General features: G+C 66.6%; 18 protein-coding genes and 1 pseudogene. 10 read left to right on the top strand and 9 right to left on the bottom strand.

Going from position 1 to position 24,405, the window contains the following annotated elements; genetic code table 11:
• The first annotated feature begins 72 nt into the window (after window positions 1-72).
• The 4 genes and pseudogenes from Q7L65_RS04465 (at window position 73) to Q7L65_RS04450 (ending at window position 2,199) form a co-directional block, all read left to right on the top strand.
• On the top strand, window positions 73-660 hold the full coding sequence (locus tag Q7L65_RS04465) for a replication-relaxation family protein (RefSeq protein ID WP_304719048.1): 588 nt from the start codon (window positions 73-75) through the stop codon (window positions 658-660).
• Window positions 611-859, top strand: a complete 249-nt coding sequence (locus Q7L65_RS04460; protein ID WP_304719047.1) for a helix-turn-helix domain-containing protein — start codon at window positions 611-613, stop codon at window positions 857-859. The genes Q7L65_RS04465 and Q7L65_RS04460 overlap by 50 nt, the downstream gene beginning before the upstream one ends.
• A 313-nt stretch (window positions 860-1,172) precedes the next feature.
• Window positions 1,173-1,859, top strand: a pseudogene (gene xerC / locus Q7L65_RS04455) (tyrosine recombinase XerC); the annotation flags it as partial.
• Window positions 1,852-2,199, top strand: coding sequence for a tyrosine-type recombinase/integrase (locus Q7L65_RS04450; protein WP_370552521.1), 348 nt, complete (start codon window positions 1,852-1,854; stop codon window positions 2,197-2,199). The pseudogene xerC and the gene Q7L65_RS04450, both read left to right, overlap by 8 nt.
• Here Q7L65_RS04450 and Q7L65_RS04445 read toward each other — a convergent pair.
• Together Q7L65_RS04445 and Q7L65_RS04440 are read right to left on the bottom strand one after the other, a co-directional pair.
• A complete protein-coding gene (locus tag Q7L65_RS04445; RefSeq protein WP_304719045.1) occupies window positions 2,183-3,253 on the bottom strand; it encodes an XRE family transcriptional regulator in 1,071 nt (356 codons plus the stop codon). The two genes, Q7L65_RS04450 and Q7L65_RS04445, sit on opposite strands and share 17 nt — an antisense overlap.
• A complete protein-coding gene (locus Q7L65_RS04440; RefSeq protein WP_304719044.1) occupies window positions 3,250-3,831 on the bottom strand; it encodes a hypothetical protein in 582 nt (193 codons plus the stop codon). Before Q7L65_RS04440 ends, Q7L65_RS04445 begins: the two co-directional genes overlap by 4 nt.
• A gap of 183 nt (window positions 3,832-4,014) precedes the next feature.
• On the opposite strand from Q7L65_RS04440, the gene Q7L65_RS04435 reads away from it, so the two are divergent.
• Together Q7L65_RS04435 and Q7L65_RS04430 are read left to right on the top strand one after the other, a co-directional pair.
• Window positions 4,015-5,820 carry an ATP-dependent endonuclease gene (locus Q7L65_RS04435; protein WP_304719042.1) on the top strand — a complete coding sequence of 602 codons (1,806 nt, stop codon included), beginning with the start codon at window positions 4,015-4,017 and terminating at the stop codon, window positions 5,818-5,820.
• Window positions 5,810-7,597, top strand: coding sequence for a UvrD-helicase domain-containing protein (locus Q7L65_RS04430; RefSeq protein ID WP_304719041.1), 1,788 nt, complete (start codon window positions 5,810-5,812; stop codon window positions 7,595-7,597). The genes Q7L65_RS04435 and Q7L65_RS04430 overlap by 11 nt, the downstream gene beginning before the upstream one ends.
• A 301-nt stretch (window positions 7,598-7,898) precedes the next feature.
• On the opposite strand, the gene Q7L65_RS04425 is transcribed toward Q7L65_RS04430, so the two are convergent.
• From Q7L65_RS04425 to Q7L65_RS04410, 4 genes are all read right to left on the bottom strand, one after another.
• Complete coding sequence (locus Q7L65_RS04425; protein WP_304719040.1) at window positions 7,899-9,020, bottom strand: hypothetical protein; 1,122 nt, start codon at window positions 9,018-9,020, stop codon at window positions 7,899-7,901.
• Complete coding sequence (locus Q7L65_RS04420; RefSeq protein ID WP_304719039.1) at window positions 9,017-9,571, bottom strand: DUF4365 domain-containing protein; 555 nt, start codon at window positions 9,569-9,571, stop codon at window positions 9,017-9,019. The genes Q7L65_RS04425 and Q7L65_RS04420 overlap by 4 nt, the downstream gene beginning before the upstream one ends.
• 260 nt (window positions 9,572-9,831) lie before the next feature.
• A complete protein-coding gene (locus Q7L65_RS04415) occupies window positions 9,832-10,962 on the bottom strand; it encodes a reverse transcriptase family protein (protein ID WP_304719038.1) in 1,131 nt (376 codons plus the stop codon).
• A 197-nt stretch (window positions 10,963-11,159) separates the two neighbouring features.
• Window positions 11,160-12,389 carry a hypothetical protein gene (locus tag Q7L65_RS04410; protein WP_304719036.1) on the bottom strand — a complete coding sequence of 410 codons (1,230 nt, stop codon included), beginning with the start codon at window positions 12,387-12,389 and terminating at the stop codon, window positions 11,160-11,162.
• Window positions 12,390-12,477: 88 nt separating this feature from the next.
• Here Q7L65_RS04410 and Q7L65_RS04405 point away from each other — a divergent pair, with 88 nt between their 5' ends.
• A complete protein-coding gene (locus Q7L65_RS04405; RefSeq protein ID WP_304719035.1) occupies window positions 12,478-12,798 on the top strand; it encodes a DUF1508 domain-containing protein in 321 nt (106 codons plus the stop codon).
• A 938-nt stretch (window positions 12,799-13,736) separates the two neighbouring features.
• Window positions 13,737-16,235: an FG-GAP-like repeat-containing protein gene (locus tag Q7L65_RS04400; RefSeq protein ID WP_304719034.1), complete on the top strand. Its 2,499-nt coding sequence runs from the start codon at window positions 13,737-13,739 to the stop codon at window positions 16,233-16,235.
• Window positions 16,236-16,399: 164 nt separating this feature from the next.
• Here the strand turns inward: Q7L65_RS04400 and Q7L65_RS04395 are convergent, their stop codons facing one another.
• Both Q7L65_RS04395 and Q7L65_RS27675 read right to left on the bottom strand, forming a co-directional pair.
• Complete coding sequence (locus tag Q7L65_RS04395; RefSeq protein WP_304719033.1) at window positions 16,400-16,879, bottom strand: hypothetical protein; 480 nt, start codon at window positions 16,877-16,879, stop codon at window positions 16,400-16,402.
• Window positions 16,880-16,890: 11 nt separating this feature from the next.
• Window positions 16,891-17,118 (bottom strand): DNA methyltransferase, encoded by a 228-nt coding sequence (locus Q7L65_RS27675; protein WP_370552520.1) that lies wholly within the window; start codon window positions 17,116-17,118, stop codon window positions 16,891-16,893.
• A 1,236-nt stretch (window positions 17,119-18,354) separates the two neighbouring features.
• Here Q7L65_RS27675 and Q7L65_RS04390 point away from each other — a divergent pair.
• The gene (locus tag Q7L65_RS04390) at window positions 18,355-21,429 is read left to right on the top strand and encodes an RHS repeat-associated core domain-containing protein (RefSeq protein WP_304719032.1); all 3,075 of its coding nucleotides are present in this window, start codon (window positions 18,355-18,357) and stop codon (window positions 21,427-21,429) included.
• A gap of 898 nt (window positions 21,430-22,327) precedes the next feature.
• Here the strand turns inward: Q7L65_RS04390 and Q7L65_RS04385 are convergent.
• Window positions 22,328-23,386: a LacI family DNA-binding transcriptional regulator gene (locus tag Q7L65_RS04385; RefSeq protein ID WP_304719031.1), complete on the bottom strand. Its 1,059-nt coding sequence runs from the start codon at window positions 23,384-23,386 to the stop codon at window positions 22,328-22,330.
• 156 nt (window positions 23,387-23,542) lie between these two features.
• Between Q7L65_RS04385 and Q7L65_RS04380 the strand changes: the two genes are divergently transcribed.
• Window positions 23,543-24,394 carry a PfkB family carbohydrate kinase gene (locus tag Q7L65_RS04380; RefSeq protein ID WP_304719030.1) on the top strand — a complete coding sequence of 284 codons (852 nt, stop codon included), beginning with the start codon at window positions 23,543-23,545 and terminating at the stop codon, window positions 24,392-24,394.
• The last annotated feature ends 11 nt before the right edge of the window (window positions 24,395-24,405 follow it).

The raw sequence follows: 24,405 nt of genomic DNA, 5'->3' as shown, positions 1-24,405 counted from the left end.
TGCTACGGCGCGCAGCGCGCACACGCGAGATCCCGACCTGCCGTGGTCGAGCGGGAGAAAGGGAGGGCAGCCATGACGCTTCCGGTGCCTGAGCGCGGCGACGACTGCGGACCGTTGAGCTGGCGCCACGAGATCGCGCACCCGCTCGGCCCACCGCCGGGCCGCCGCACGCCCGAGCAACTGATCGCCGACGCCGTCCTCACCTACCAGCTCAACAGCGACCACGGGCCGAGCTTCCACTCCCGCTTCATCGAGCTGGACCGCGCGACGATCCCCGTCGACCACCTCGCCGACAAGCTCGCCAAGTACGCCCGCCTCTACCACCACTACCAACCCGCCGAGGACCCCGACGACCCGCCCGAACCGCTCTGGACCCACAGCTACGCCGTCTTCCCGAGCGTCATCGTCGTGCTCGCCGGCCAGCGCCGCGAACGGCTGCTGCAACGGCGACGCACCGTCCTCGGACTCTGCCGCGCCGACCCGCTGCTCACCGCCACGCCCGAGGCCGAGTCCGCGATCTGCCTGCTCGACGACCTCACCGAGCCCGGCCCGTTCGCGCCGATCTTCACCACCCCCACCGACCCTGAAACGACGACCGGATGGCTAATCGATGACCGAGACGCCGACCCCGACGATCACGAACCTCGACCCGGCCGCTGAGCCGCCCGCCGGCCTGATCGACGCGCAGGCCGCCGCCGAGCTGCTTGGCGTGCCCAAGACGTGGGTGCTCGCCCAGGCGCGCGCGCAGCGCATCCCGCACCTGCGGCTCGGCCGCTATGTGCGCTTCGAACCCGCGGAGCTGCGACGTTGGTGGGCGGCACAACGTCGTGGTCCTGGCAAAGCCCCTTGGTCTGGATGACCGCTCCCCGTAGCGTCGGCCGCTCCTGCCCAGCAGCAGCCCGACCATCGCAGCGACCGTGCCAAGAGCCAGAGCGAGAAGACCACGCAGCAGAACCAGCACCGGCTTCCGAGAGCGGCCGGCCGGCAGAGGCCGCCGCAAGCGCGGCTCCGGCCGCCTGCTCATCCGCACGACGGCCAGCGGCGAAGAGGTCTACTACGGCACCTGGTACGCCAGCGGCAGACGCCTCAAGCGCCACATCGGCCCCAAACGCGGCCGCAACAGCCGCGACGGCGGGCTGACCGAGTTGCAGGCCGAGGAGAAGCTGCGGCGCATGATCTACGAGACCGAGGTCAAGCAGATCGCCGACGACCGCATCACGATCGCCGACCTCGGCGCGCTCTACGTCGAGAACGCCAGACGCCGCGGTCGCAAGAAAGGCACGCTCATAGGCATAGAGAGCGACGTCCGCGTCCACCTCGACCCGTTCTTCCGCAGACGCCCCGTCGACGCGCTCGAAGCCGCCGAGGTGATCACGCTCATGGGCCTGCTCGAACGCAGAGGACTCGCGCCCAAGACCGTCCGCGACATCCTCGGCACGCTCTCAGCGCTCTTCAACTTCGCCAAGGCCCCACACCGCAGATACGCCTTCTCCAACCCATGCGAAGGCATCGAGCTGCCCGCCGTCCCCGAGCCCCAGGAAGTCCGCTTCCTCACCCTCGACGAGATCGACCGCATGCTCGCCCACGTCCACCCAGGCATGTTCGAACACATCGACAAACCGATGTTCATGGCCGCCGTCATGACCGGCATGCGCAAAGGCGAGCTGGTCGCGCTGCGCTGGAGAGACGTCGACTGGCACGCCGCCCGCATCCGCATCCGCCGCAACTACACCTGCGGCGAATTCGGCACCCCCAAGACCCGCCGCTCCACCCGCTCAGTCCCGATGACGCCCGAGCTGGCCGCCGCACTGCGCACCCTCGAAGCCGGCTCGCGCTGGCGCCGGCCCGACGATCTCGTCTTCGCCCACCCCGACCACGGCGGCGTTCATCCTAAAGGCCAACATCGCCCGCCGCTTCCGCCTCGCGCTCAAGAACGCCGACATCGACGAGTCCCACCGCTTCCACGACCTGCGCCACACCTTCGGTACCCACATGGCCGCCGCCGGCGTCCCGCTGCGCACGCTCCAGGAATGGATGGGGCACCGCGACCTCACGACGACGCAGCGCTATGCCGACTACGCGCCGAGCGAGCATGAGGGGGAGATGGTGGCGGCTGCGTTCGCGCGGCCGGCGCCGCCGCGTGATGCGGCAAGGCCGCAGCTGGCCGTTGTGGCCGGCGGCTCTATCGCACCACGCTGAGAGTGGGTCGCCGACCCTCACGGCGAACGAAGTGCTCCGGAAGCAGTTCGGCGAGACGATCCAAGCCCAGCCCCGAGATCTGGGCGAGGTCCGAGTCGGAGTACCCATGCTGGGTGCGATGGATCGTAAGCGCGTCGGAGAGCACGGAGGGGCGCTCAAGTGGGACGTTCCCTGGCTCCGATCTGCGCCATCCCCGCGCGCTGATCTGCTTCCACAGCCGTGTGTACTGATCGGGACTGATGAGGCGGAGATCTCGCGCGCGTGTTATGAGCGCCTGCACAGAGACCCCCCAACGCATCCGATAGGTCACCAGTTCGTCGAGCGAGAAGCGGATCCGACCGAGTGCGGCGACCATGTCTCTGCGTGGCATGAGGAAAGCGGCCGCGAAGCGATGTGCCTCCCGCTCGGCGTCTTTCCCGTCCGGCGCGTCGAACCGGTCCCAGTGCAGAAGGGCATGCCCAAGTTCGTGGGCGAGACTGAATCGCACTCGAGCACCGTCGACGGAACGGGTGTTCAGGAAGCACCATCGATGATCGCCGCGCAAGTGAGCATAGGCCGCGAGAACGCTCGCATCACCGAAGTCGACCGGCAGCACGACCGCGCCGGCGCTCTCGATCAATGCCGTCAGATCTCTGATCGGTCCGGCGGGAACGCGCCATACACGGCGAATCGCGTCGGCGGCATCCTCGGGATCAGGAGGAGCGGGATCATCCGCCGTGGGGAACTCAAACGGCGTGTCGATGTTGAGGTCCGCGAGCATTCTCGACGCGGCGAGCCGAGCCAACTCAATACGGCCGTTGACCATGCGCTCGACGCGCTTGGTCTCGGCTCGTTGCGTCCGATGCACCGGCTGCGTGAGGCGAACGTCTGAGGCGAGCAGTGAGCCCGGAACGCGCAGCGTCAACGAAAGCTGCGCCAACTGGTCCTCATTCGGAATGCGCAGGCCTCGCTCCCACCGCGAGATGTCAGACTGCTCCAAACCGCTTTGACCAGCAAGGTCCGTCTGGGTCCAGCCGAGCGCCTCGCGCGAAATGCGCAGGGCGTCGACGTTCATGACTGCTCGTTCGTCTCGTCTTCGTTCGACGCGACGCCGGTCCGCGGCGACGTGACGGTCGCCTTGGGCGTGACAGGTTCAATCGCTGCCACCTGCTCATCGAGAAGCGCCGCGACGGGAACGCGCCACGCCTCACGCTTCCCGTCCATCTGAACGAATGTCGGGTCGAAGCGATCGACATGATCGTGATCCCACGTGAGGACCACGAGTTCTCTTGCGATGCCCCGCACCTCGCGCATACCGGGGAGGACGAGCTGATCCAACGGAAGGTTGCCGGTATCCGACTTCAACTGGACCGTCACCTGCTCCTCGATGACCCAGTGGTGCGCGAGAGGATGCGTTTCGAGAGCGCGAGCGACACCTTCCACGCGGGCGAACCGCTCGACAAGGCACGTGGCAAAGAGGCCCCAGTACGTAACGCCGTCGATCACCCCGCCGACCTGACGACTCAAGCGGAAGCGGACCGGCTCTAGCGTCTCCTGGAGCGTTCCGTAGAGGACTCGCGCCTCCCCGAAGGCCTCGAGCGTAGGAGCGGCAAGGCGCTGAAGGTACGTCACAGCCTGTTCGATTTCGAGCATGCGCGGATTATGACAGCAAAATATGACGAGTCAAGGCCCGCTCGACCGGCCGGCTGCGCCTCCGCTCGTAGCCAGATGAACGAATCGCAACACGAAGACTGCAGCGCCCCGTTCGCATTGGCATCGGGCTGTGTAGTCGCAGCTCTCGCCCTTCGCGTCAGACGCGCCCAATAGGGTCACCGCGTGCGAATCGCGAGTGTGCGCCTGGACGGCTTTCGGAATCTCGACTGCGAAGTGACGTTGTCGAAGCCGCTGTGCATCGTTGTCGGCGCGAACAACACGGGCAAGACCAACCTGATCGACGCTTTGCGAACCGTTCTCTGGCCAGCTGACGGACATCGAGCTCGACGATGGATCACCACGGAGGATTTCAGCTGCGATTCAAGCGGAGCGACGGTTCGCCACGACTTTGAGATCGAGGTCATCTTCAGTGATCTCTCGGCCGATGAAGAAGCGGTTATGGCGACGTGTCTGTCTCCGCTGCTTGGTGACGGCTTCGCTCGGTTGCGGCTGCGGGCGAGACTTGGGACCACTGGGAAGGTCGATACGGAGATCGTCGGCGGAGACGCCAGCGCCGCTGCGGTCGACCGCATGGCGCGGGAGGCCGTCGAGTTCGTGTACCTCCCTGCTCTGCGCGATGCAGCTCGCGAGCTGCGCCCTGGCGCGAACAACCGGGTTGCGGCGCTTCTGCGGACCCGTGTTCCCGAAGGGCACTCCGACCGGTCAGCCATGGAGGGAATCGTCCGCGAGGCCAACGCCGCGCTCGACAGCGTCGAGTCGATGGTGGCTGCCGAGCTGACGATCGACGAGCACCTCCACGCGATGTCAGGGCCCAACTTTGCCCAAGCGTCCGATCTCCAGTTCGCACCAGCCCGGTTCGAGGCGATCATTCGTCAGCTGCGCGCATTCGCCGGTGAGATCAGCGATCTCGATCTGGAAAGCAACGGGCTCGGCTTCAACAACCTGCTCTTCATGGCGACGCTGCTGTCGGCATTGCAGGGCAACCGCGACGCGCTCCTGACGGTGTTCCTCGTGGAGGAGCCAGAAGCGCACCTTCACCCTCAGCTTCAAGACCTCCTGATGCGCTTCCTCGAGGATCCAAGCGGGATGTTGGAACGCGAGCGCGCGCGACGCGGACCAACAGTTGACTCCTCCGACGAGGATCAGGAGCAGAACGCGGAACCTGCCGACGATCCACAGTCCGAAGCGGCGCCGATTCAATCGATCGTGACATCCCACTCGCCGAACTTCGCGGCAGCAGCCGGCGTTGAGCGTGTGTCGGTTCTGAGCCGGTCGACCGGCGGCAAGACGATTGCGAGATCGCCGTCGCAGTTCGGCCTGCCAACGCGGGATCTCGATCATCTGCGGCGGTACCTCGACGTGACGAAATCGGGGTTGCTGTTCGCGCGAGGTGTGGTGCTCGTGGAAGGGATCGCCGAGCAGTTGATCGTCCCAGCACTCGCCAGCGGCATCGACCTGCCGCTGCACGAGTACGGCGTCACGGTGGTCAACGTCGAAGGCCTCGCGTTTGGTCCGTTCGTCGAGTTGTTCGGTCCCGATCGGCTCCCTTACCGATGCGCCCTCGTGACCGACGGCGACAGCAGAACCGGCACGACTGACGACGAAGGCGACGATGAGACGCTCTCGACATCCACCCGTGCGCTCATCGCACGCGTCAAGCACTGGCCCGCCGTGAGGATCTATCACGGTCACAGCACGCTCGAACGCGAACTCGTCCTCGCCGGCGATTGGGATCTGCTGCTCGAATCGCTGGCCGCGATCCACCGCAACATCGCGAGAGATCTCCGTCGGCGCTTCGCAGCCGACGCTGATCCGGACGAGCGCGCCGACGAGTTCCTCGACGCGATCAGACGCAACCAAAGCAAGGGACGTTTCGCGCAGGCTCTTGTGAGTCAACTCGACGGCGGAAGAAAACTCTCACCGCCCACGTACCTTCGCGATGCGATCGCTTTCGCCTGTGGTTTCTGACAGCCGCTCAAAGCTGCAGGTTGCCCTCGACGAACTGACTGAGCAGCAGCGGGCCGCCGTCGTCCACCCAGGCAACTTCACGTTGGCCGCTCGACCAGGCTCTGGAAAGACACGCACCGTGGCCCTGCGACTCGCGCATGCAGCTCGCGACGGCGAACGCCGCATCGCCGTGGCGTCCTACACGAACGTCGCCGTCGACGAAGTCCGAGAAGTCTGCCGCCAGACAGATGTCGTCCTTGGGCGCGAGCACTTCGTCGACACGTTGCACAGGTTCCTGAACACCTACGTGCTCCGACCATTCGGCCATCTCGTCTGCGACTACAGAAAGCGATTACGGATCCGAGGCCCCGACTGGGATCAAGACGCCAACGCCGCACGAGGCTGGAAAGCAGTCATCCTCAACGAGGAAAAGACAATGCGCCTCTCGGTCGCGCACTTCCACTTCGACCGCAACGGGAACGCGCTGTGCCACTCCCGCCCCTCGGACTTCCACTACATGGATCTGGACGAGATCAATGAGAAAGGCGCCGCACAGGCCAGACAGCTCAAGACGCTGCACGCCCGCAGCGGCGTGGTGAGCCACTCCGACGCGCTCTACTGGGCGCTGCAAGTCCTGCGCGGCTATCCGCGCATCGCCCGCGCCATCGCAGGCCGCTTCGACGAGATCATCATCGATGAGGCGCAGGACACCTCCGACGTTCAACTCGCGTGCCTCGAAGCGCTCATGGACACCGGCAAGCTGAAGTCGCTCGTGACCGTCGCCGACCCGGAGCAATCGATCTATGCCTTCCAGGGCGCAGACCCCGAGCGCTTCCAGGAGTTTGCTTCGGCACGCGGTCTCGACGAGCTTAACCTCACAGCAAACTTCCGCTCCTCACAGCTCATCTGCGACGTAGCGCACCGTTTCACGCAGCGACCCCATGCCGACATCGCGAAGGGACCCAACGCGGCCTGCGATGTGCCACCCGAGATCTACCGATACGACCGCGACCGACCTGCTGCTGCTGTCGAACAGTTCCATGCGCGGCTGGCGCTCCACGGACTTGACCCCGCGGAGGCGGTCGTCGTCGTACGTGCGGCGCGCTTGGCTGACACGATCGAAGGCAGGATCTCGATCGACTCGCACCGAGTGCTCCGCGCGCTCGGACGCTTCGGCGCCGCCTCGAGCACAGGCAAAACCCTCAGCGCTGCCGATGTCCGCGCCGTCGAAGACGCGCTGCTGTGGCTCATCAGACCAGAGCTGAACTACGACGACCTGCCGCACGACAAGCAACGCAAGCTCCGACTGGTCGTCGGACGTCTTCGCACACGCCTCCCTCCCCTGAAAGGTCCCCTGGGCGAGTGGTCCGCCGCCTGTCGCCCACACGTGGTGACCGCACTCACAGAACTCGGTGTCAGACAGGAACTGGCGCACAAGCCACGGGACGTGCTCAAGAATCTGCCGAAGTACAAGACCGTCCAGGCCGACGCGCATTTCGTGGCGGCGGCGACCTCACCACCTGTCCACACCGTCCATGCCGTCAAGGGACGGTCGATCGAATCGGTTCTCCTGATTGTCGAGGGCGCCTCGCGATCGGGCCGCACCGACCAAGCGAGTCTGCTCTCCGCGATCGTGGCTGAAGAGCACGTCGACCCCTCCGAGCGCGAAGAATTGCGAATCGGCTTCGTCTCCGTCTCCCGAGCCAAGCGCTACTGCGCCGTCGCGCTCCCTGACAGCGTCGCCGAGGATGTCTTTACGCGGTACCTGACGATGGGCTTTCATTCGACCCTTGCCTAGCGCCGCAGCAACGGCCCCTTCGTTGTGGATCTGATGACGCCTCGCTATGAAACCAGCTCCGTGCTCCTCACCGCTGACGAACAACCGTGGCGCGCGGCACCGCGGTCAGCTCCCCGACCGGCACGAGTCTCGGATGGTCGCGGCGGCGATCACGCGCCAGGGATGGTGCCCGGTATGGACCGCCCTAGTTGATGGTGATCTCCTGGTGTAGAACCCGATCTGCCGCGCGCATCTCGCTCAGTGGCGGCAACTAGAACCGATGGCTCTGTCGAGAGGCGTCCCAGACCCGTCATGCGGCGGGTCAGGATTTAGGCGGCTCGGCTCTTGAAATGACTACGTCGCGAGGATCGGTGAGATGCCACCGACCGGCAATGCGTTCGAGCGTACCGAGCATCCGCACCTCCGAAACACCAGCTTGAACTTGGGGAAAGCTCTCGCTGTCCAACTGAACAACAATGTCCCGCAGGCGTCCGGCGACCCGTTGGCGGACGACTACGGTTCCGGACGGGAAACCGTCAAAAGAAAGCCCCTCGGCCTTCGTGGTTTCTACCCACCCAGTGAGCTGATAGTCATCGATCGGCTCGTAGGGGGCGAGGAGCGGCTTCAATGCCCGCGCAAAACTAATCTCCGCATCTCCAATCACCACAGTTCTGCTTGGCGCGTCCGGCGCAGGGAGCGTGGGATCCCACGCGCCGCTGAACTCCAATCGCAAGCCAGATTTGTCGGTGATGGCAAGACCTTCGATTGCATTGAGCAGCTGTTTTGAAACGCCGGCATCGACGAGCGACTCAACATCATCCTCGTCGAGTTCATCCGCAGGTCGGCTCTCTTCGCTAAGAGCGACAAGGCTACGAAGTGTTGCTACGAGTGCATCTCGAGATCTGATCGGGGCGTTCCCTGTAAAGGCCATTTGTGGGAGCTCCACAGAGATCGCGACCAGCCGGAAGCTTCCGGGCTCTGGAGCAAGCAATTCAATTCCGTCGAGTGCGGCGTCGTAGTCAGGGCCGCCCGAGCCGCGATGGTCCACGCGGGCGCCGGTAAACTCTGTTCGAGCGCCGTTCTTGATCAAGTCTACAAACGATCTAACGACAACTGGTGCATCGAGAGCCCTGAGAGAGTTTCGGACCGTCAACGCATGGAGGATACGAAGCTCCATTCGGTTGGCGCCGCCCGCGAGCCGAGCTACCACCGCGTCGAAAGGCTGTTCAGTGATCCACGAGATACGATGGATTGCCGATACCAGCGTTTCTTCGTAGCCGCGCAGGGCATGGTCGTCTTCGCGAGGCACGAGAACCGCTGGTCCGTCCAAATGGCTGGGATGAGCCCACGTCACCCCAGCACGACCTTCGGTGTCGTACTCGCGGAACCCCAGTCGCTGAAGCTCGTGGCGGATCGCCGCCGGTGAGACATTGAGAGACGTCATGCCTGCATCAGCATTGTTTGGAGGCCGGCAAGGTCCAAGCGCTGGCTCGCTGGAATGCGCACGGTTTGGTTGGCCAGCCCATTTGAAGGTTCAGTGACTCTTCCCCACCAAGCTGCCGCGTGCAACGCATGGATGCCCTGTCGAACTCGGGTCCACGGAGCGGTCAGTGGCGGCAACGCGATCAGAACAAGGAAAAGCGGGATCGGCGCTGGTTCTTGCATCCCGTCGTAGTAGTCGCGCTCGAACGACTTTGTGACGTAATCAATCCCGTGCTCCGATGCCGTCCCGATATTGGACGTCGCCTTGAGCTGGAGACGAACGGAGCGCTGCTTGCCGTTCCACATACTGACCGTTTCGAGACGAACGTCTGTCTTGTTGCCATCGATCACGGGGACGTGGCAATAGAGTCCAGCAGCCCCGGCGATCGAGGCGACTACGGCCCATGAGTACCACTCACGAAAATTGTTGTGGAGATCTTGAAGGCCGGGAAAGCCAGCCGTCCCAGGCGTGATCTCAGCGCGAAACCCGGTCGGGGCGTAGGGACCCGCCACGACTACTCTCTCCGACCAGGAACGGTGGCAAAGTCCTCAGATACGGGACCGGATGCACGGCGCATGGCGAGATCCTAGCTCCGTGAACGAAACACGCGCGCATCCGCATCCCGCGGCGACTTCCCGAAGAGCTTGGCTCTCGTAAGCGCTCGCCGAAAGAGCGCAGAGCAGCGCCGCTGTCGTAGGCGAGCGAGCAACAGGCCGTGTGCGATCGTTCGTAGGCCCGGCCCATCACAGCGGTAGGGCGCTGGCTCGTGTTCCTATCCTTCGAACGTGTTCTGTCGGTCGGGGTACCCGTTGGCATGCAGCGCGGCTTCCCATTCAGGCCGGAGGCGATCGACGAACCCTCTGTCAACGTTGCCCGCGAACGCGAGACATCCATCGACGTGGTCGACCATAGACAGCACCGACCGGAATCTGCGGTGCTGAGCGTGGCTCACGACGCCGAATCGCTTGACACCTCGAACGTGCACCTCAAGCCGGCGTTTGAACTGGGCCGGAAGGGCGACTCGATCGTCGAGCACGTCGAGCCCCAAGACGATCTTCCGGGCGCCGGGAGGGACCACGGTGGTCTTGCGCCTGTGCACTCGAAAACGTGAGTTGCGAAGGATGTTGGTGACGTCCGTGATCAGCGCGGAAGCGCGGGCGCGGGAGAACTCGTCCCAAGCGGAGAAGACGATGTCGTCGGAATATCGCGTGTAGACGAGATCCAGCGCATCGGCGAGTTCCGCGAGCTCTTCATCGACCTCCAGCATTGCGGCGTTCGCGAGGACACCGCTGGTAGGCGAGCCTTGTGGAAGGACGCCGAGCCATCGTTTCTCCCGGTAGGGCAGACGACTAGCCCGAATGCCACCCAACTGTGTCGGACTCCGAGTGCAGAGTCGTGCCATCTCGAAGCTCAGCAGCCGCGGATACCCGAGTCTGTTGAAGATCGCAAATGCGGCTGGTTCTCTGACGCTGCCGTAGAAGTCGTGGAGGTCGAGCTTTATGAGCCATCGGGCGCCGACATGCTCGTTGGCGCATCTGACGATGGAGCGTCTGCGCTGGTATGCCCAGCTGCAACGATGGGGCTCGCAAGTGTCGAGCACGTTGGTGAGGAGCCAGCGCTGCACGTCCATGAGGATTGGCTCAGGGCTCGAGATCGGCCGCGATGTGCCGTCGCGTTTAGGGCGGGCGATGTCGACGTAGGGATCGCGGCTACGGTTGACGATCTCGCGCAGATAGCGAGATCGTGCGCCGGTGAGGTGGGCCAGGTGGCCGAGTGTAACGACGGGAACGACGCCTCGTCGGTGTAATCCTTTCGCGACTGCGTGCGCTCTTCGGATTGTCTCGGGGTCGCGCTGGAGCTCAGCGGCCTGCTGGCGCTTGAGGTGAGGAGGAAGGCCGGACACTTACGTTCGATTTGATCCCGAAGGAGACAGACGCACAGACCCAAGCCGTGTGAAGGACAGGCTGTGTGTCTGTCTTGCACGCGACAGGCGTGAGCTTGTCCGGAGAGACGCGGTGAGCCGCGCCTCAAGAGCCAGTGGATCACTGACCCTCGGCCGGCGGAAGTTCGCCGGCATCACTAAGTGTCCGTCCGACCTCCTCACCTCAGCGCGAGAGGATAGTACGGCTCAGAGGACCCCGCCAAATGTGCTGTCGTCCGCCGTCGGCCTTTTCGGTGTTCGGTCAGTTCCGTGCGTCCGGCCGGCGTGATGCGGCCGGACCCGTCGAGGAAGCCCCAGTCCTGAAGGACGACCAGATAGGCTGCTGCCTCCGCAACGTCGATGCCCATGCCTTCCGCCAAGCGGAGAGCATCGGACGCTTCGCGGCTCGCCTGGGTGAGGACGTGCAGCAGGGCGCGACTGGATCGCCGCATCGAGCGAAGGCGTTCGTTGCGGCCAAGACGCAAGTGACCCACTCGTTCAGCAAGTTCTTCAAGTCTCTCCGACGGACGGTACGCGCCGAGCTCCGACGCGAAGCGCTTCGGGATCTTGCGACCGGGGAACAGCGGCTGCCAGGCAGGACCCTGTTGAAGAAAGATCGCTGGAAGGTTGTTTGGTGCGCTGCGCTGGGTGACGAACAACGCCGCCGCGTCGTCGTAGCCGAGCGCGCGCCATCCCTTCGCGCTGTAACCCTCGCAGAGATCGATGACGGCCTGCTGCACGTGGCGGTCCGGGAAGGTTGTCCAGATCGAAGGCGCCACCTCGAGTTCGTGCACATGATCGACTGATCGGCTCGCTCTGAGGCGCTCGATGCCGATACGTTGCGCCGCGACGGCCGCGACGTGGATCTTGATGACACCGAGCGCACGCCAGCTGCGGATCGTGGGGTGGCGAGCGATCGCGGCAGCGAGCGTCTGCGCCTGAGAGCCCGAGCCGACGTAGTCCGTCAAGATCACGATCGAGCGACATCTCAGCTGCCGCAACTCCTCGATACCGGCGGTCGGGGCAATCAGGCCTGAGTCCGAGATCGGTCTTCTGCCTCGCGGCGCGAAATCTCTCAGGACCATCCCGACGAAACCGTCGCTTCCCGATGGCAGAGAGATCGGGCCTCCCGGTTCGAAATCACGCCAGGCGACGGCGTTTGCAGGGTCAGGCATCTCCTCTTCCAGACGGGAAAGGTTTCGCTCGGGAACGACGAGCGCCGGACGTTCGAGCACGATGCTGCCAGGCGGCTGATCGAGGAACCGCTGGAGCTTGTCATGCAGGTCGCCGAGGCTCAAGAAGCGCAAGCGGTCGAGGACGACTGTCGCGAGTTCCGCATCTGATCGGTGGAAATTGCGCAGCCAGGCTCTGCCGTCACTTGTCTCGCTCGGACGCATCGTTGAGGTCATCGTACGCAAGGTGGACCTGCCGGGAGTGATCCGTCCGAGGGGCCGAGGAACATCTCCGTGTACCGATTCCCTACCAGGGGGCTTTGCCATGCAGTTCGACGTCTACGCCGACGCCAGCGGGAGCTACCGCTGGCGCTTGCTCGACGGCAACGGGCAGAACGTCGCCAGCTCCGGCGAGTCCTTCGCCAGCCAGTCCAACGCCACTCGCGCCGCCGAAGGATTCAAGGCCGGCGCCAAGACCTATACGTACGAGATCTACGAGGATGCGGGCGGCAACTACCGCTGGCGCGCGAAGGCCGGCAACGGCGAGAAGGTGGCGTCCTCGGGCGAGTCGTTCTCGAGCCGGTCCAACGCGACGAGCGCGGCCGACAACGTGCGCGACAACGCGGGCAGCGCGACCGGGCCGTAGACGGCTGCGACAGCGGGCGCGATGTCCAGCAGATCGCGGACCGCCGGCTCATGGACCTAGAGCAAATTGCGGGCGGAAGGATCTAACCAAGGCTCTAACCCGCGCAGATCTCAGCAAACTTCGCAGAACCTCAAACAAGCGAATAGCAGCGGAAAAGCGCCTACGCGACTTATCTTAAGTCTTTCAAATCTCGGCGCCCCGATTACAGGAAAGCCCCGCTATATGCGGGGTTTTCTGCCTTTCCGGCGTGGGTGCGCAGGCGCTATTGCAGGTGCTTTTTTAGGCAATCTTTAGGATATGCGTGCCTCCGAGGCGACCCGCCAGGGGCGCTGCAGGGCGTCGCGCGCCCCGCCTGCAGATAGGGCTGGGCCGGAATGACACCGTCGGCGCGTCGTCTCGTTGGATCGGGTTCACGACACGCGTAGTCGTCGTAGGTGCGCGTGCTGGCGTAGTACCTTGCACTGGATTGCGGTCCGCCTACGGGCAGCGTGCTGTAGGTAGCAATCAAGTGAAAAGCGGCCCGGCGGTGCGCCAACACCCCGGGCCCGGCACCGAAAATAGGCTTTCGGTGCAAGACCAGTGTTCCTCACGCGCACAGTCGCGTGCGCAGAGCGTCGTCGGCGGTCGCCGGGTGCTCGTGCGCGTCACCAAGTCGGAGCGGGACGTCCTGCGCCGGATGATCGCGATCGACCTGCGGGTGAGCCTCGGGGAGATCCTCGATGCCGAGGAGTGCGGGTTGCGCAGCGAGGCGCGGCTGATCGGCTATCGCGTCAGCGTCGAGGTCTCCGAATTGCTCGAGACCAGGACCCTCGCTGGCCGTCACTGTGACCGCGGTCATTGCCGTCGCCGCGCTCGGTATGGCACCATGACGCTTGTCGTCGTCGGCAGCGACTGGCGCGAGCGCTATGCACGGGACGGAGGCCGGGGGTGCAGGGGTTGTGAGGACCGGACGTGCAGGATCGCGGAGCGGACGCGGTCGCGCCTGGCAGGCTGCGATCGCGCTGGCGCTCGCGGCGGCGGCGCTGCTGGGGACGGCGGCGGCCGCGAACGCGAGAGCCGGGCTGCGACAGGTGATCGCGTTCGGCACCGGCCACAGCGTCACGGGCGTGGCGCTTGGCCATCTCAGCGTGCCGGACGACCTCGACATCGTGACGTCGAACGCCGACGGCACGGTGACGTTTATCGCCAACGTCGCGCAGGGCGTCTTCCTGACACCACAGACCGTCTCAAGCGGCCAGGGGCCGGCCGCGCTGGGGGATGTCGCGGTCGCCGACCTCGACGGCGACGGCTATCTCGACGTGGCGGTCACCGACGAGGCGCACGGTCGCGTGATCGTGATGTGGGGCGACGGAAGCCCTTCGCCGCTCAGCCCGAACCGGTCCTCGGCGTTCCCCGTCGGGAACGGCCCGAAGGCGATCGCGATCGGCGACATGGACGGGGATGGCCGACCGGACATCGTGGCCGCCGGCGACTCGCTGAGCGTGCTCATCGCCGGCTCGAACCGCAATTTCGGGAGCCTGACCTCGACGCCGGTGCAGTCGCGTCTGACCGACGTCGAGCTCGCTGACGCCGACGGCGACGGCGACCTCGACGTGCTCACCGGCGACGACTCCTCTTCCGGCGTCCGGGTCTGGTCCAACAGCGGCTTCGGCGCGTTCGGCTTCACCCCCGGCCAGCTCTTCGGCGGCGCGCTTTCGAGCATCGCGCTCGGCGACTTCGACGGCGACGGCCGCGTCGACGTCGCGGGCGCCGCCCCGGGCTCGCCACTCGTCGTCGCGAGCATGCACGCGCCGGGGAGCGGGTTCGAGAGCGCGATCTCGCATCCGCTGGCCGGCGGCGGCGCGCCTGCGAGCGTGGTCGCGGCCGACTTCGACGCCGACGGCCGCGACGACCTCGCCGTGATCGAGCCCTCGTCTCGGCAGGTCGCGCTGCTGAACGGGCAGCCCAGCCACAGCCAGCCGTTCGCGGACGCGTCGCGCGCCGAGTTGTACACCTCCGATCCCGAGACGGCCGCAGTCAGCGCCGCGGCGGGGGACCTCAACGGCGACGGGCTGGCGGACCTCGTCGTCGGCACCGCGTCAGGCGAGCAGCGCGTGATGGTGCTGCTCGGCCAGCACGTCGCGTCGCTGCTCGCTGCGCCTCCGGCGTCCGCGACGATCGGCGAGACCGCTGCGGACAGCGTGACGCTGTCGGACGTGAGAGCGGACGCAGGCGGCTCGATCACCTTCTCGCTCTACGGCCCGGACGACCCGGACTGCTCGGGCGCCCCGTTGTGGTGGGGCGAGGTCCCGGTCTCCGGGCCCGGCGTCTACAGGTCGTCCGCCCAGCTCCTGGATCACGCGGGGGCGTATCGCTGGAGCGCCGAGTACTGGGGCGGCGACCAGACCATCTCGGGCGAGAGCGGGTGCGAGGACCCGGCGCAGACGACGACGGTCGCGAAGGCCGCGCCGTCGCTGACCCAGGCGGCGAGCGACGCCTCGCTCGGCACGCCGGTCGCCGACGCCGCGACGCTCGCGGGCGGCTACCGCCAGACCGGCACGCTCGTCTTCCGCGCCTGGGCCGACGGGTCGTGCGCGGGACAGCCCGCGTTCGAGAGCGGGCCGGTGCCGGTCGCCGGCGACGGGACCTACGCGTCGCCGCCCTTCGACGCGCCGGCGCCCGGTGACTATCGCTGGGAGACGGTCTACAGCGGCGACGGCGACAACGACGGGACGACGACCGCGTGCGGTTCCGACGACGGGATCTCGACGGTGACCCAGCCGGCGCCGGACGGCGGGACGGCGAAGGAGCCGCCGCCCGGGAGCGGCGCCTTGCCGCCGAGCCGGTTGCCGGCTCCGCGGATCACCGCGGGCCCCCCGGCGCTCGGACGCGCGAAAGACGCCCGCGTCGCGTTCGCCGCGGTTCCCGGCGCGCGCGGCTACGAGTGCCGGTTGGACGACGGCCCGTGGACGCCATGCAACTCGCCGTTCGTGCTCGCTGGCGTCGACGCCGGCGATCACATGGCCGCCGTGCGCGCCGTCGGCACCGACGGCAGCCCGGGAGCCGCGAAGCAGGTCAGCTTCCAGGTCAACCCGTATCCGCCGGGGATCACGCTCGCGAGCGCCCGCCTGCGCGCCAGCCGTGCGGGCGTCGTCGCGGTCGTGCTGGGCTGCTCGCCGCGCGAGGGCGCGGGCCACGGCGCATGCCGTGGCACCATCAGGCTGCGTGCCGCCGGCAGAGACGGCCGCCTGCTCGGCGGCGCCCGCTTCCGCGCCCGCGCGGGGAAGCGGACGGTCGCCCACATTCACCTCAGTCGCGCCGCACGGGCCGCGCTGCGCGCCACCCGCGGCGGGATCGCGACGCGGCTGACGATCGCGGCACGGGACCTCGCCGGCAACCGCCGCACGACGACCATCCGCACCGCTCTCACCGCGCACCTTACGACCGCATCTCACTGAGCAGACTCAGCGCTTCCAAGTGCGCGGACGATCTCTAGCGATGTCGCTTGCCCTCGTCGCTGCCCTCGACGCGAGCGTCGGAGTGGGTGCATCCCGCGGGCCGGCGGTGCCCGTCCTCGACGGTGAGATCGGCGCGGCCCGTGTGGTGGCGTATCGGGTGGTGCTCAGCCGCCGCCGTATTCGATGGTCATGCTGCGCGGGATTCGGTGGCGGGCGATCGCGAATCCGCGCTCGGTCTCGACTGCGCTCGACCATCTGTGAATCTCGTCTGTTCCAGCCTGCCCCCATGTCTGCGCCCCGAAGCCGTGCTCGGGTCCGCTCATCGTGACGGTGGCCGCGAGCTGTTCGTCGTGCTCGTATTCGAGTGCGATGCAGATGCCCTCGACTTCCTCGTCGTTCGGGGCGAACTGGCGTGTGATGCCGATCCAGAAGTGCGGTGGCGATTGGTGGCGGGACGCGGGTTTGAGCGACAGGGCGGTCTCGTAGAGCATCAGGTCGCTGTCGTGCCCACTGACGTCGGTGACAGGTGTGGCGGCCCACTGCTGGATCACAGGCCAGATCGAATCGAGCGCTGGGGTAGACGCGTCCGCGCCGGTTCTGGCGAGCATCGAGTTCAGGCAGTCGAGTGCCGAGTGCATCTCCATGTGAGGCGATGCTACGGCGCGCTGCGGCGCATACGCGAAGTCCTGACCTGTCGTGGTCGAGCGGGAATCCCGTACGCGCAACTCGTCGCTAGCCTCGTGCCCGTGCGTCGCCAGCGTGCGGCGAAGGCGATCCAGCGTCGACCCACCTTCTGAGCGACCGCTGCAGTAGTTCCGGAACCCGCGAAGCAATCAAGGACGAGGTCTCCGGGATCTGTCGCGGTGTGGAGGACACGGTCTATGAGCCTCTTCTCGGCCAGTACACGCGATCTTCAGCAATGAGTCCTTCGAGGCGCTTCTGCGTGTACGTCCACGCGCGAACCTCTGGAGGCCAATGTCTAGCTCCAGTCGGCGTTTCGAGTTCGTAGAACTGGCTAGCGGTCCCGTGTCCTGCCTGGGCGCTCATCGGAACCGATCGCCACGGCCCGCGGGGATCATCATCGGGGTTCGAATATTCGCCCTAATCGACCAGTCGGTTACGAGTGTCCTTCCATTCGGAGCCCATCGGTGAGTACACAAGCAGGTAATCATGCATCGAGGAGAAGGCTGCTCGGTGTCGCGACTAGTGGGCTTCTGCCAAATAATCGTTGCAACGAACGCATCGCGACCGAAGATCTCGTCCAGCAGCACCCGGCAATAGGCCATCTCAGCGTCATCGAGATGCACCAAGAGCATGCGCTCACCTTCTCAAGACGGTCGCGCATCATCGTCAGCCACACCGAGTGCTCAAGCGCGTCGTCGTACTGGTGAAAGCCTGTCCGGTATTGAATGACGGATCGATGTAGCACAGGCGAACGGAGCCATTGAGGTGCGCTGCAAGCTCCAGAAGGCTGGTCAAGCTCGTGAGTGCGTTCAACGCGTCACCGCGAATTAGGAGATTGTCGCAGGCTCGTGGCCCTTCATTCGTCGCGCGGGCCCACATCCCGCTAGGAACTTCGCCACCGCGCGGCGTGCGGCAGGCTTGGGCGGCCGCACCGCGTCAGGGCGCGCGCCGCTCTGGGGCGGCGGTCACGCTTCGGGCAGGAGCCCGGCGAGCATCGGGCGAAGTCCCGGCAGGAAGCGCACGTCGCACCCGTCGGCGCAGACAAGAGATGAATCCCACCCGCCGAGGCGGCCGTCGACGCCGGCACGAGACGAAAGTCGAAGGCGCACGGACCAACGGTCACGAATGAGGCCGCTTAGGGCCCGGCGGGGGCCTCAGCGGGTGCCTGCTCCACCCGTGAAACCTGAAATGTCTGGTGTCGGTCCGAAGGATGACCAGACGCTCGGAGGTCTCCGAGCGGCTGAGACTCTCGGTTCGAGAACCGTCGCATCGGTCAAACCCGAAGTCGGAGTGCCGCCGGGGCCAGGCGAGCTGTCCCTTCGGTCCACCGCCCGCAGGTGCGGCTTCCTTGCGGGCGCTTTGAGCGCTCAGTACGTTGCTGCGCATTGGTGACGACTCGGCGGCGGTCTGCTCGTCGGTTAGGGGAATTGAGTTCATGAGGTTCAGGGGCGGCATTGGCCTCGCGGTCGCGTGCGCGATCGTAGGCACGGCTTGCGTGCACGCAGCGGATGCAGGCGCGGCGGCATGGCATCAGAGATGGGGCGCGGCGACGAGCGGCAATCGTGAGAGCGCGTCGTTTGACACGTATCCCGTGTCGGATCGTGAGTCCATCTCGGTCGATCGCGGATCGGGATTTCTGGCGGTCAACGCGACGGACCTCAGCATCGCCGGGACGGGGCTGTCGTTTGAGTTCCCGCGCACCTACAGCAGCGCGATGACCACCGACGGCGGGCTCGGCCTCGGGTGGGCGAGTCGCTGGACGGCGGCCTCGATCGACAACTCGGTCGCCAACCAGTTCTGGTTTCAGCCCGGCGACGGGGCGAGATACGGCTTCACCTATGCCGGGGGCAGATGGGGCTCGGCGATCAAGGTCGACGCCACCGGTGCCGGCGCGAACCCGCCGTTCACGTTGACGTGGCGCGAGACCGGGGAGAGATGGACGTTCGGCTCAGCATCCCAGGGCGAGTTGGTGTCCGTTTCCGATCGCAACGGCAACACGGTCAGACCGGCCTATGACGGCAGAGGCGCCCTTGCGAGCATCACCGACAGCCAAGGGCGCGTGCTGACGGTCACCACGGACGCGACAGGGGTGCGGGTCACGAGAGTCGCCGACCCGTCCGGCCGCAGTTGGGTGTACGCCTATGACGGGTCGGGGCAGTTGACGAGCGTGCAGAGCCCGACGGGTGACAGAACCCTGTACGGGTACACGAGTTCGCGGCTGACGAGCGTCACCTCGCCGGCGGGGAACGTGACGAGAATCGCGTACGTGACGGGCACGGGCAGAGTGGAGTCGGTGACGCAGACCACCGACGCGCTCCACACGACGGGGCCGACGACGAGATACGCCTACACCGCGACGCCAGCCGCCGGCTGTCCGGCGAGCCCGTCGTCGTCGATGACGACGGTGACCGACCCCAACGGGTTCGCGACCAGATATTGCGCGGATGCGTCGTTCAGCGTCGTGAAGACGATCGATCCGTTGGGCGGGTCTGCGAGCACTGAGTGGGGGCCGCGTGAGCAGGTCGCGAGATTCACCGCTGCCTCCAACGCCTCGAGCGGGATCTCGACCGCGTCGACGTTCGACGCCGACGGTGTGCTGCAGCAGACCAGACAGGGGCTCGAGGGCGGGAGAAGCCTGACGACGTCCTACACCTACGGCGTGGCGAATCCGTTCCTGCCGCAGACGGAGACCGACCCCAACGGACGCGTGCTGACCCGGACCTATGACTCGGTCGGCAACCTCACCGACATCGCCGACAGCTCAACGCCCGCGGTGCAGGCGACGCTGGCGTATGGGAGCCGCGGGCTGGTTTCGAGCGCGACCGATCCCAACGGCAACGTCACCAGATACGGCTACGACACCGCCGGCAACCTCACCTCGATCACGCCGGCGGCGGTGAGCACGGGCAGCCAGATCGGCGTAACGAGAATCGCGTATGACAGCTTGAGCCGGCCCACGAGAATCACCGACGGGCGGGGCGTGAGCAGAACGTACACCTACGACCTGCTGGACCGGGTCACCAGAGTCGTGCCCGACACGGGAACGACGACGACCTACGACTACGACGACGATGGCAACCTCCTCGCCCGCACCGACGCCAGCGGCACGACCGCCTACAGATACGACCCGCTCGGGCAGTTGACCTCACGCAGCAGCAGCGGCAACTCCACCAGCTACGCCTACGACCCGGCCGGCAACCTGACCAGATTCACCGACGTCAGCGGCACGGTCACCTACACCTATGACAGAGCCAACCGCCTCGCCTCTTTGAGAGATCCGAGCGGCGATCTGACGACGTTCGCCTACGACGCCGACGGGGAGCGTACGAGAACGACCTATCCCAACAGCGTCGCGATGACGCGCGAGTTGGACGCCGGGGGCCGGTTGCTGAGACTGACGACGCGGGTTGACGACTTCATCACCGGCGAGGGGTCCAGCGAGCTGGCCAGCTACACCTACACCTATGACGGCGACCGCCGCGCGACGATGATCGACGGCATCGCCGGCGAGATCACCTTCTACAGCTACGGCGACGACGGGCGCCTGCAGCAGGTGACCGTGCGCGACGGAGCGCTCGGGCCGATCCTGCGCACCTACCAGTACAGCTACGACGCGGCCGGCAACATCACCAGACGCACCGACAACGCCGGCAGCGTGACCTACGCCTACAACCAGGACAATCTGCTCGTCTCCGACACCAGCACCGCTGGCGCCACCTACACCTATGACGGCGCGGGCCAGCTCACCGCCGGACCCGGCAGACTGGCACTCGGCTACAACGCGATGGGACAGACGACCAGCTTCCTGCCACCCGCCGGCACCAGAGCGTCGGCCACCTACGCCGGCCATACCCAGACCGAGCAGACCCAGGACGGCAGCACCGACCTGCGCAACACGCTGCTGGGCATCAGCAGCACCGTCACCGGCGGCAGAGCGACCTACTACGTGCGCGACAACGACGGCACGCTGATCAGCCAACTGCGCCCCGGCGGGGACACGTACTACTACCTCTACGACGGACAGGGCAATGTCAGCGGACTCGCTGACACGGTCGGAGACGCCGAGTACGCTGCCACCGTGCAAGGCAGCTACAGCTACGATCCCTACGGCCGCCGCACCGCCACCGGACTCACCGACCCCTTCGGCTACAACGCCGGCTACACCACCAACGGATTCGTCCACTACGGCTACCGCTGGTACGACTCCAACACCGGCCGCTGGACCCAGCAAGACCCACTCGACCAAGCCGCCGACCTCAGCAACGGCAACCGATACGCGTATGCAGGGGCCGATCCCATCAATGACTACGACCTGACCGGGCTCTCGATCTTCGGGGACGTGTTCAATTCCGCAGTAGACCTTGTCGAGACGGGAGCTGTTTGCGCTGGTGGCGCCGCCGGCGCTGCTGGATCCGGGGGGCTTGCCATTGGTGCAGCCGTTGCGGTCTGTGGCATCACGGCCGGACGGGCGGGAGCGCGCATCGGCCACCGGATCAACGGCGACGACTGAGGATTGTTCTGTGCACGTACCGTTCTTGCCACGGAGCATCTTTGTCATCGCTGCGCTGGTTGCGATTGTAGGAGCGTTTGTTGACGATCGGCTGTTTTATGCTGGCATGGTTGTGTTCCTCGTGTCGGCGTTCTGGATGTGGTCCTTGTCGCGACGAAAGGATCACTGAGATCAAGCAGCCGGCGGCTCGGCATCAGTTGTCAACGAGAACTGCAGTTCCGCTAATTCGTTTGCCCCGGTCTGCCCAGCTGCCCAGCAGCTCAGAGCGGATCGGGGCGAACTGTTTCGGTGGCTCGTGGCATCACGTGCGTGTCGTGCTGCTTTGGATACCGTTACACCGTCTTAGCTGCACCCTGCGGCCGTAGCCGGAGGTTCCATCTGAGGTTCCACTCGATGCGTTACTCGCCGTATCCGGGCGTACTGAGATGCGCTGATATGCAGCGCAAACGCGCCGCGTGGGCGCTTCCCTTCGCGTTCAAATCTCGGCTCCCCGATTGATGAAAAGCCCAGCTAACGCCGGGCTTTTCGCGTATCTGAGGGGGTTGCCGGTGTCATGCTTTGCATCTGGCACGCGCGGTCGGCGGCCTGCGGGTGCCAGCGGGCTGACTTTTCGGGTGCTCCTGCTGGTTTGTGACCTTGCCGGTGGATGACCTTCCACCTGCTGTCGCCAGCGCTGTAGGTGGTGGAGCTGCGTGACATCGGCGAGATTCACCTGCTGCTCGACACTGGCCCGGATCCGCTGGCGCTCGGGGTGCGGCGCCGCTATGAGGGCCACATGCGACTGTTGGACGATCCGGGGCGAGGAGTTCGAGCCGGATCGTGCTGATGCGCACGGTCGCGCGAGAGCGGTGAGCGTCTGGGCAATCGCGCCCGTTGGCGGCGCCCCATGGCTCGGGATCTACAACTCGTCGTCCGCTCCGTTCGGCGTGGCCACCGGCGTCTCGGCGGCCCGGCTCAGCAGTTCGCCCGCCGAGGCGCGGACGATCAGTCTCGTCTTGAGGCGTATCCGGCGCGGTCTGCCCTGATCGCCGCGCAGGCGCGCGAGGACGGTCTGGCCGACCTCGCGGCCGATCTGCTCCGCGGGCTGCGCGACGACCGTCAGCGGGGGATCGACGAGCGTCGTCCAGTCGAGGTCGTCGAAGCCGACGAGCGCGAGCTGCTCGGGGACCTTGAGGCCGAGCTCGCGGATCGCCTGGAAGACGCCGACCGTCATGAAGTTGCTGGTGGTGAAGATCGCCGTGATCTCCGGGTGATCCTGCAGCAGCCGAATCGCCGCGTCGTGCGCGCTTCTGCGCGTCGGGCTGGTGAGCGCGACCAGCTCCGGGTCGACCGCGACCCCGGCGCTCTTGAGCGCATGCCGGTAGCCGCGCAGGCGCTCGGACGAGGAGCCGATCTCGGGGTGGTCGGAGACGACGCCGATCGTGCGGTGGCCGAGGCTCAGCAGGTGGTTGACGCACGAGACCGCGGCGCCCCTGTTGTCGACGAGCACGGTGTCGACGTGGAGACCGCGTACCGCGCGGTCGATCAGCGCCAGCGGCACCGAGCGGTCGGGGCTCAGCAGGTGGCTGCCCTCGCTCGCCGACGCGGGGGCGACGACGAGCGCGTCGACGAGCCGCCGGTGGAAGGCGTTGACGGCTCTGCGCTCCTCCTCGAGGTCCTCGTTCGAGTTCGCCAGCAGCACCATGTAGCCGTCGGGCTCGACGGTGTCCGAGAGTCCGCGGGCGACCGTCGCGAAGAACGGGTTCTCGATGTCGCTGACGATCAGGCCGATCGTCTTCGTCGAGCCGGAGACGAGCGCTCGTGCGACAGCGTTCGGACGGTAGCCGAGCTCCTCGGCCGCCTGCAGCGCGCGCTTCTTGGCCGTCGCGCTGACCTTTCCATAGTCGCCGAGCGCCCGGGAGACGGTCGCTTGGGAGAGCTGCGCGTGGAGCGCGACGTCGCGGAGCGTGATCGCCATGGCGCAACAGCATATAGACAGCGGGCGGCGCGAGTGATTGCGCTCTCACTATTACGGTGATAGCGTTCTCTCCGCGAGAGTGAAAGCGCTCTCACTCGCCGTTCCGCTCACGCCGTCGCACAACCAGCCACGACGCTCGCTCGCGAAGGAGTCGACTTGCCGTACCCGGAATCCGCCCGCCACGACGCGTGCGCCACGATGGCGTCGGTCGGCGACTGCTGCATCGACGACTACGGCGACGGCCGCTACATCGGCGGCAACGCCGCGAACGTGGCGGTCGGCTGGGCGCTCGCCGGGGAGCGCTCCGCCTACTTCGGAGCGGCCGGCGACGACGCCGCCGGCGAGGCGATCCGGACCGGGCTCGCCGCGGCCGGCGTCCGGACGGAGCGGATGGTGCGCGGCACGGAGCCGACCGACCGCACCTGGCTGCGGCTGATGGGCGACGGCGATCGCGTCATCGAGGCGGAGGAGCTGCGCTCCCTGCGGGGCTATCGCCCGTCCGCGGCCGACGTCGAACTGCTGGCGGGGATGCGCTGGGTCCACGGCGCCGCCCTCGCCGACCCGGAGGTGCTCGCGCGCGCCATGGCCGCGCACGGCGTTCCGATGAGCTACGACTTCGCCACCGACGTGGAGGCCGAGCTGCCGGCGCCGCTCGCGGTCGCCTTCTACTCCTTCGCCGAGGCGCCGGGGCCGCCGGTCACCCGCCGGCTGGCCGCCGCGATCGAGCGCGGGACGAGCGTCGCAGTCGGCCTGTGCGGCGCCGCGGGCAGCGTCGCCGTCGCCGGCGACGGGGTCGTCGAGCTGGCCGCGGCGGCCGACGTCGCGGTCGTCGACACCTGCGGCGCGGGCGACAGCTATATCGCGGCGTTCACCGCCGCCCGGCTCGCCGGCGCGCCGCTGGAGCGCTGCATGCGCAGCGCCACCGCCGCCGCCGCGCGGACGTGCGCGCATCGAGGCGCGTGGCGCCAGGCACCGCTGCCGCTCGAACCGATCGAGATTCCGTCATGACCCCCACCCAG

It is taken from the genome of Conexibacter sp. CPCC 206217 (genome assembly GCF_030646165.1).
Classification (GTDB): domain Bacteria; phylum Actinomycetota; class Thermoleophilia; order Solirubrobacterales; family Solirubrobacteraceae; genus Conexibacter.
The sequence above is the reverse complement of the archived record's forward strand: the minus strand, read 5'-3'. Positions and strand labels throughout refer to the sequence as shown.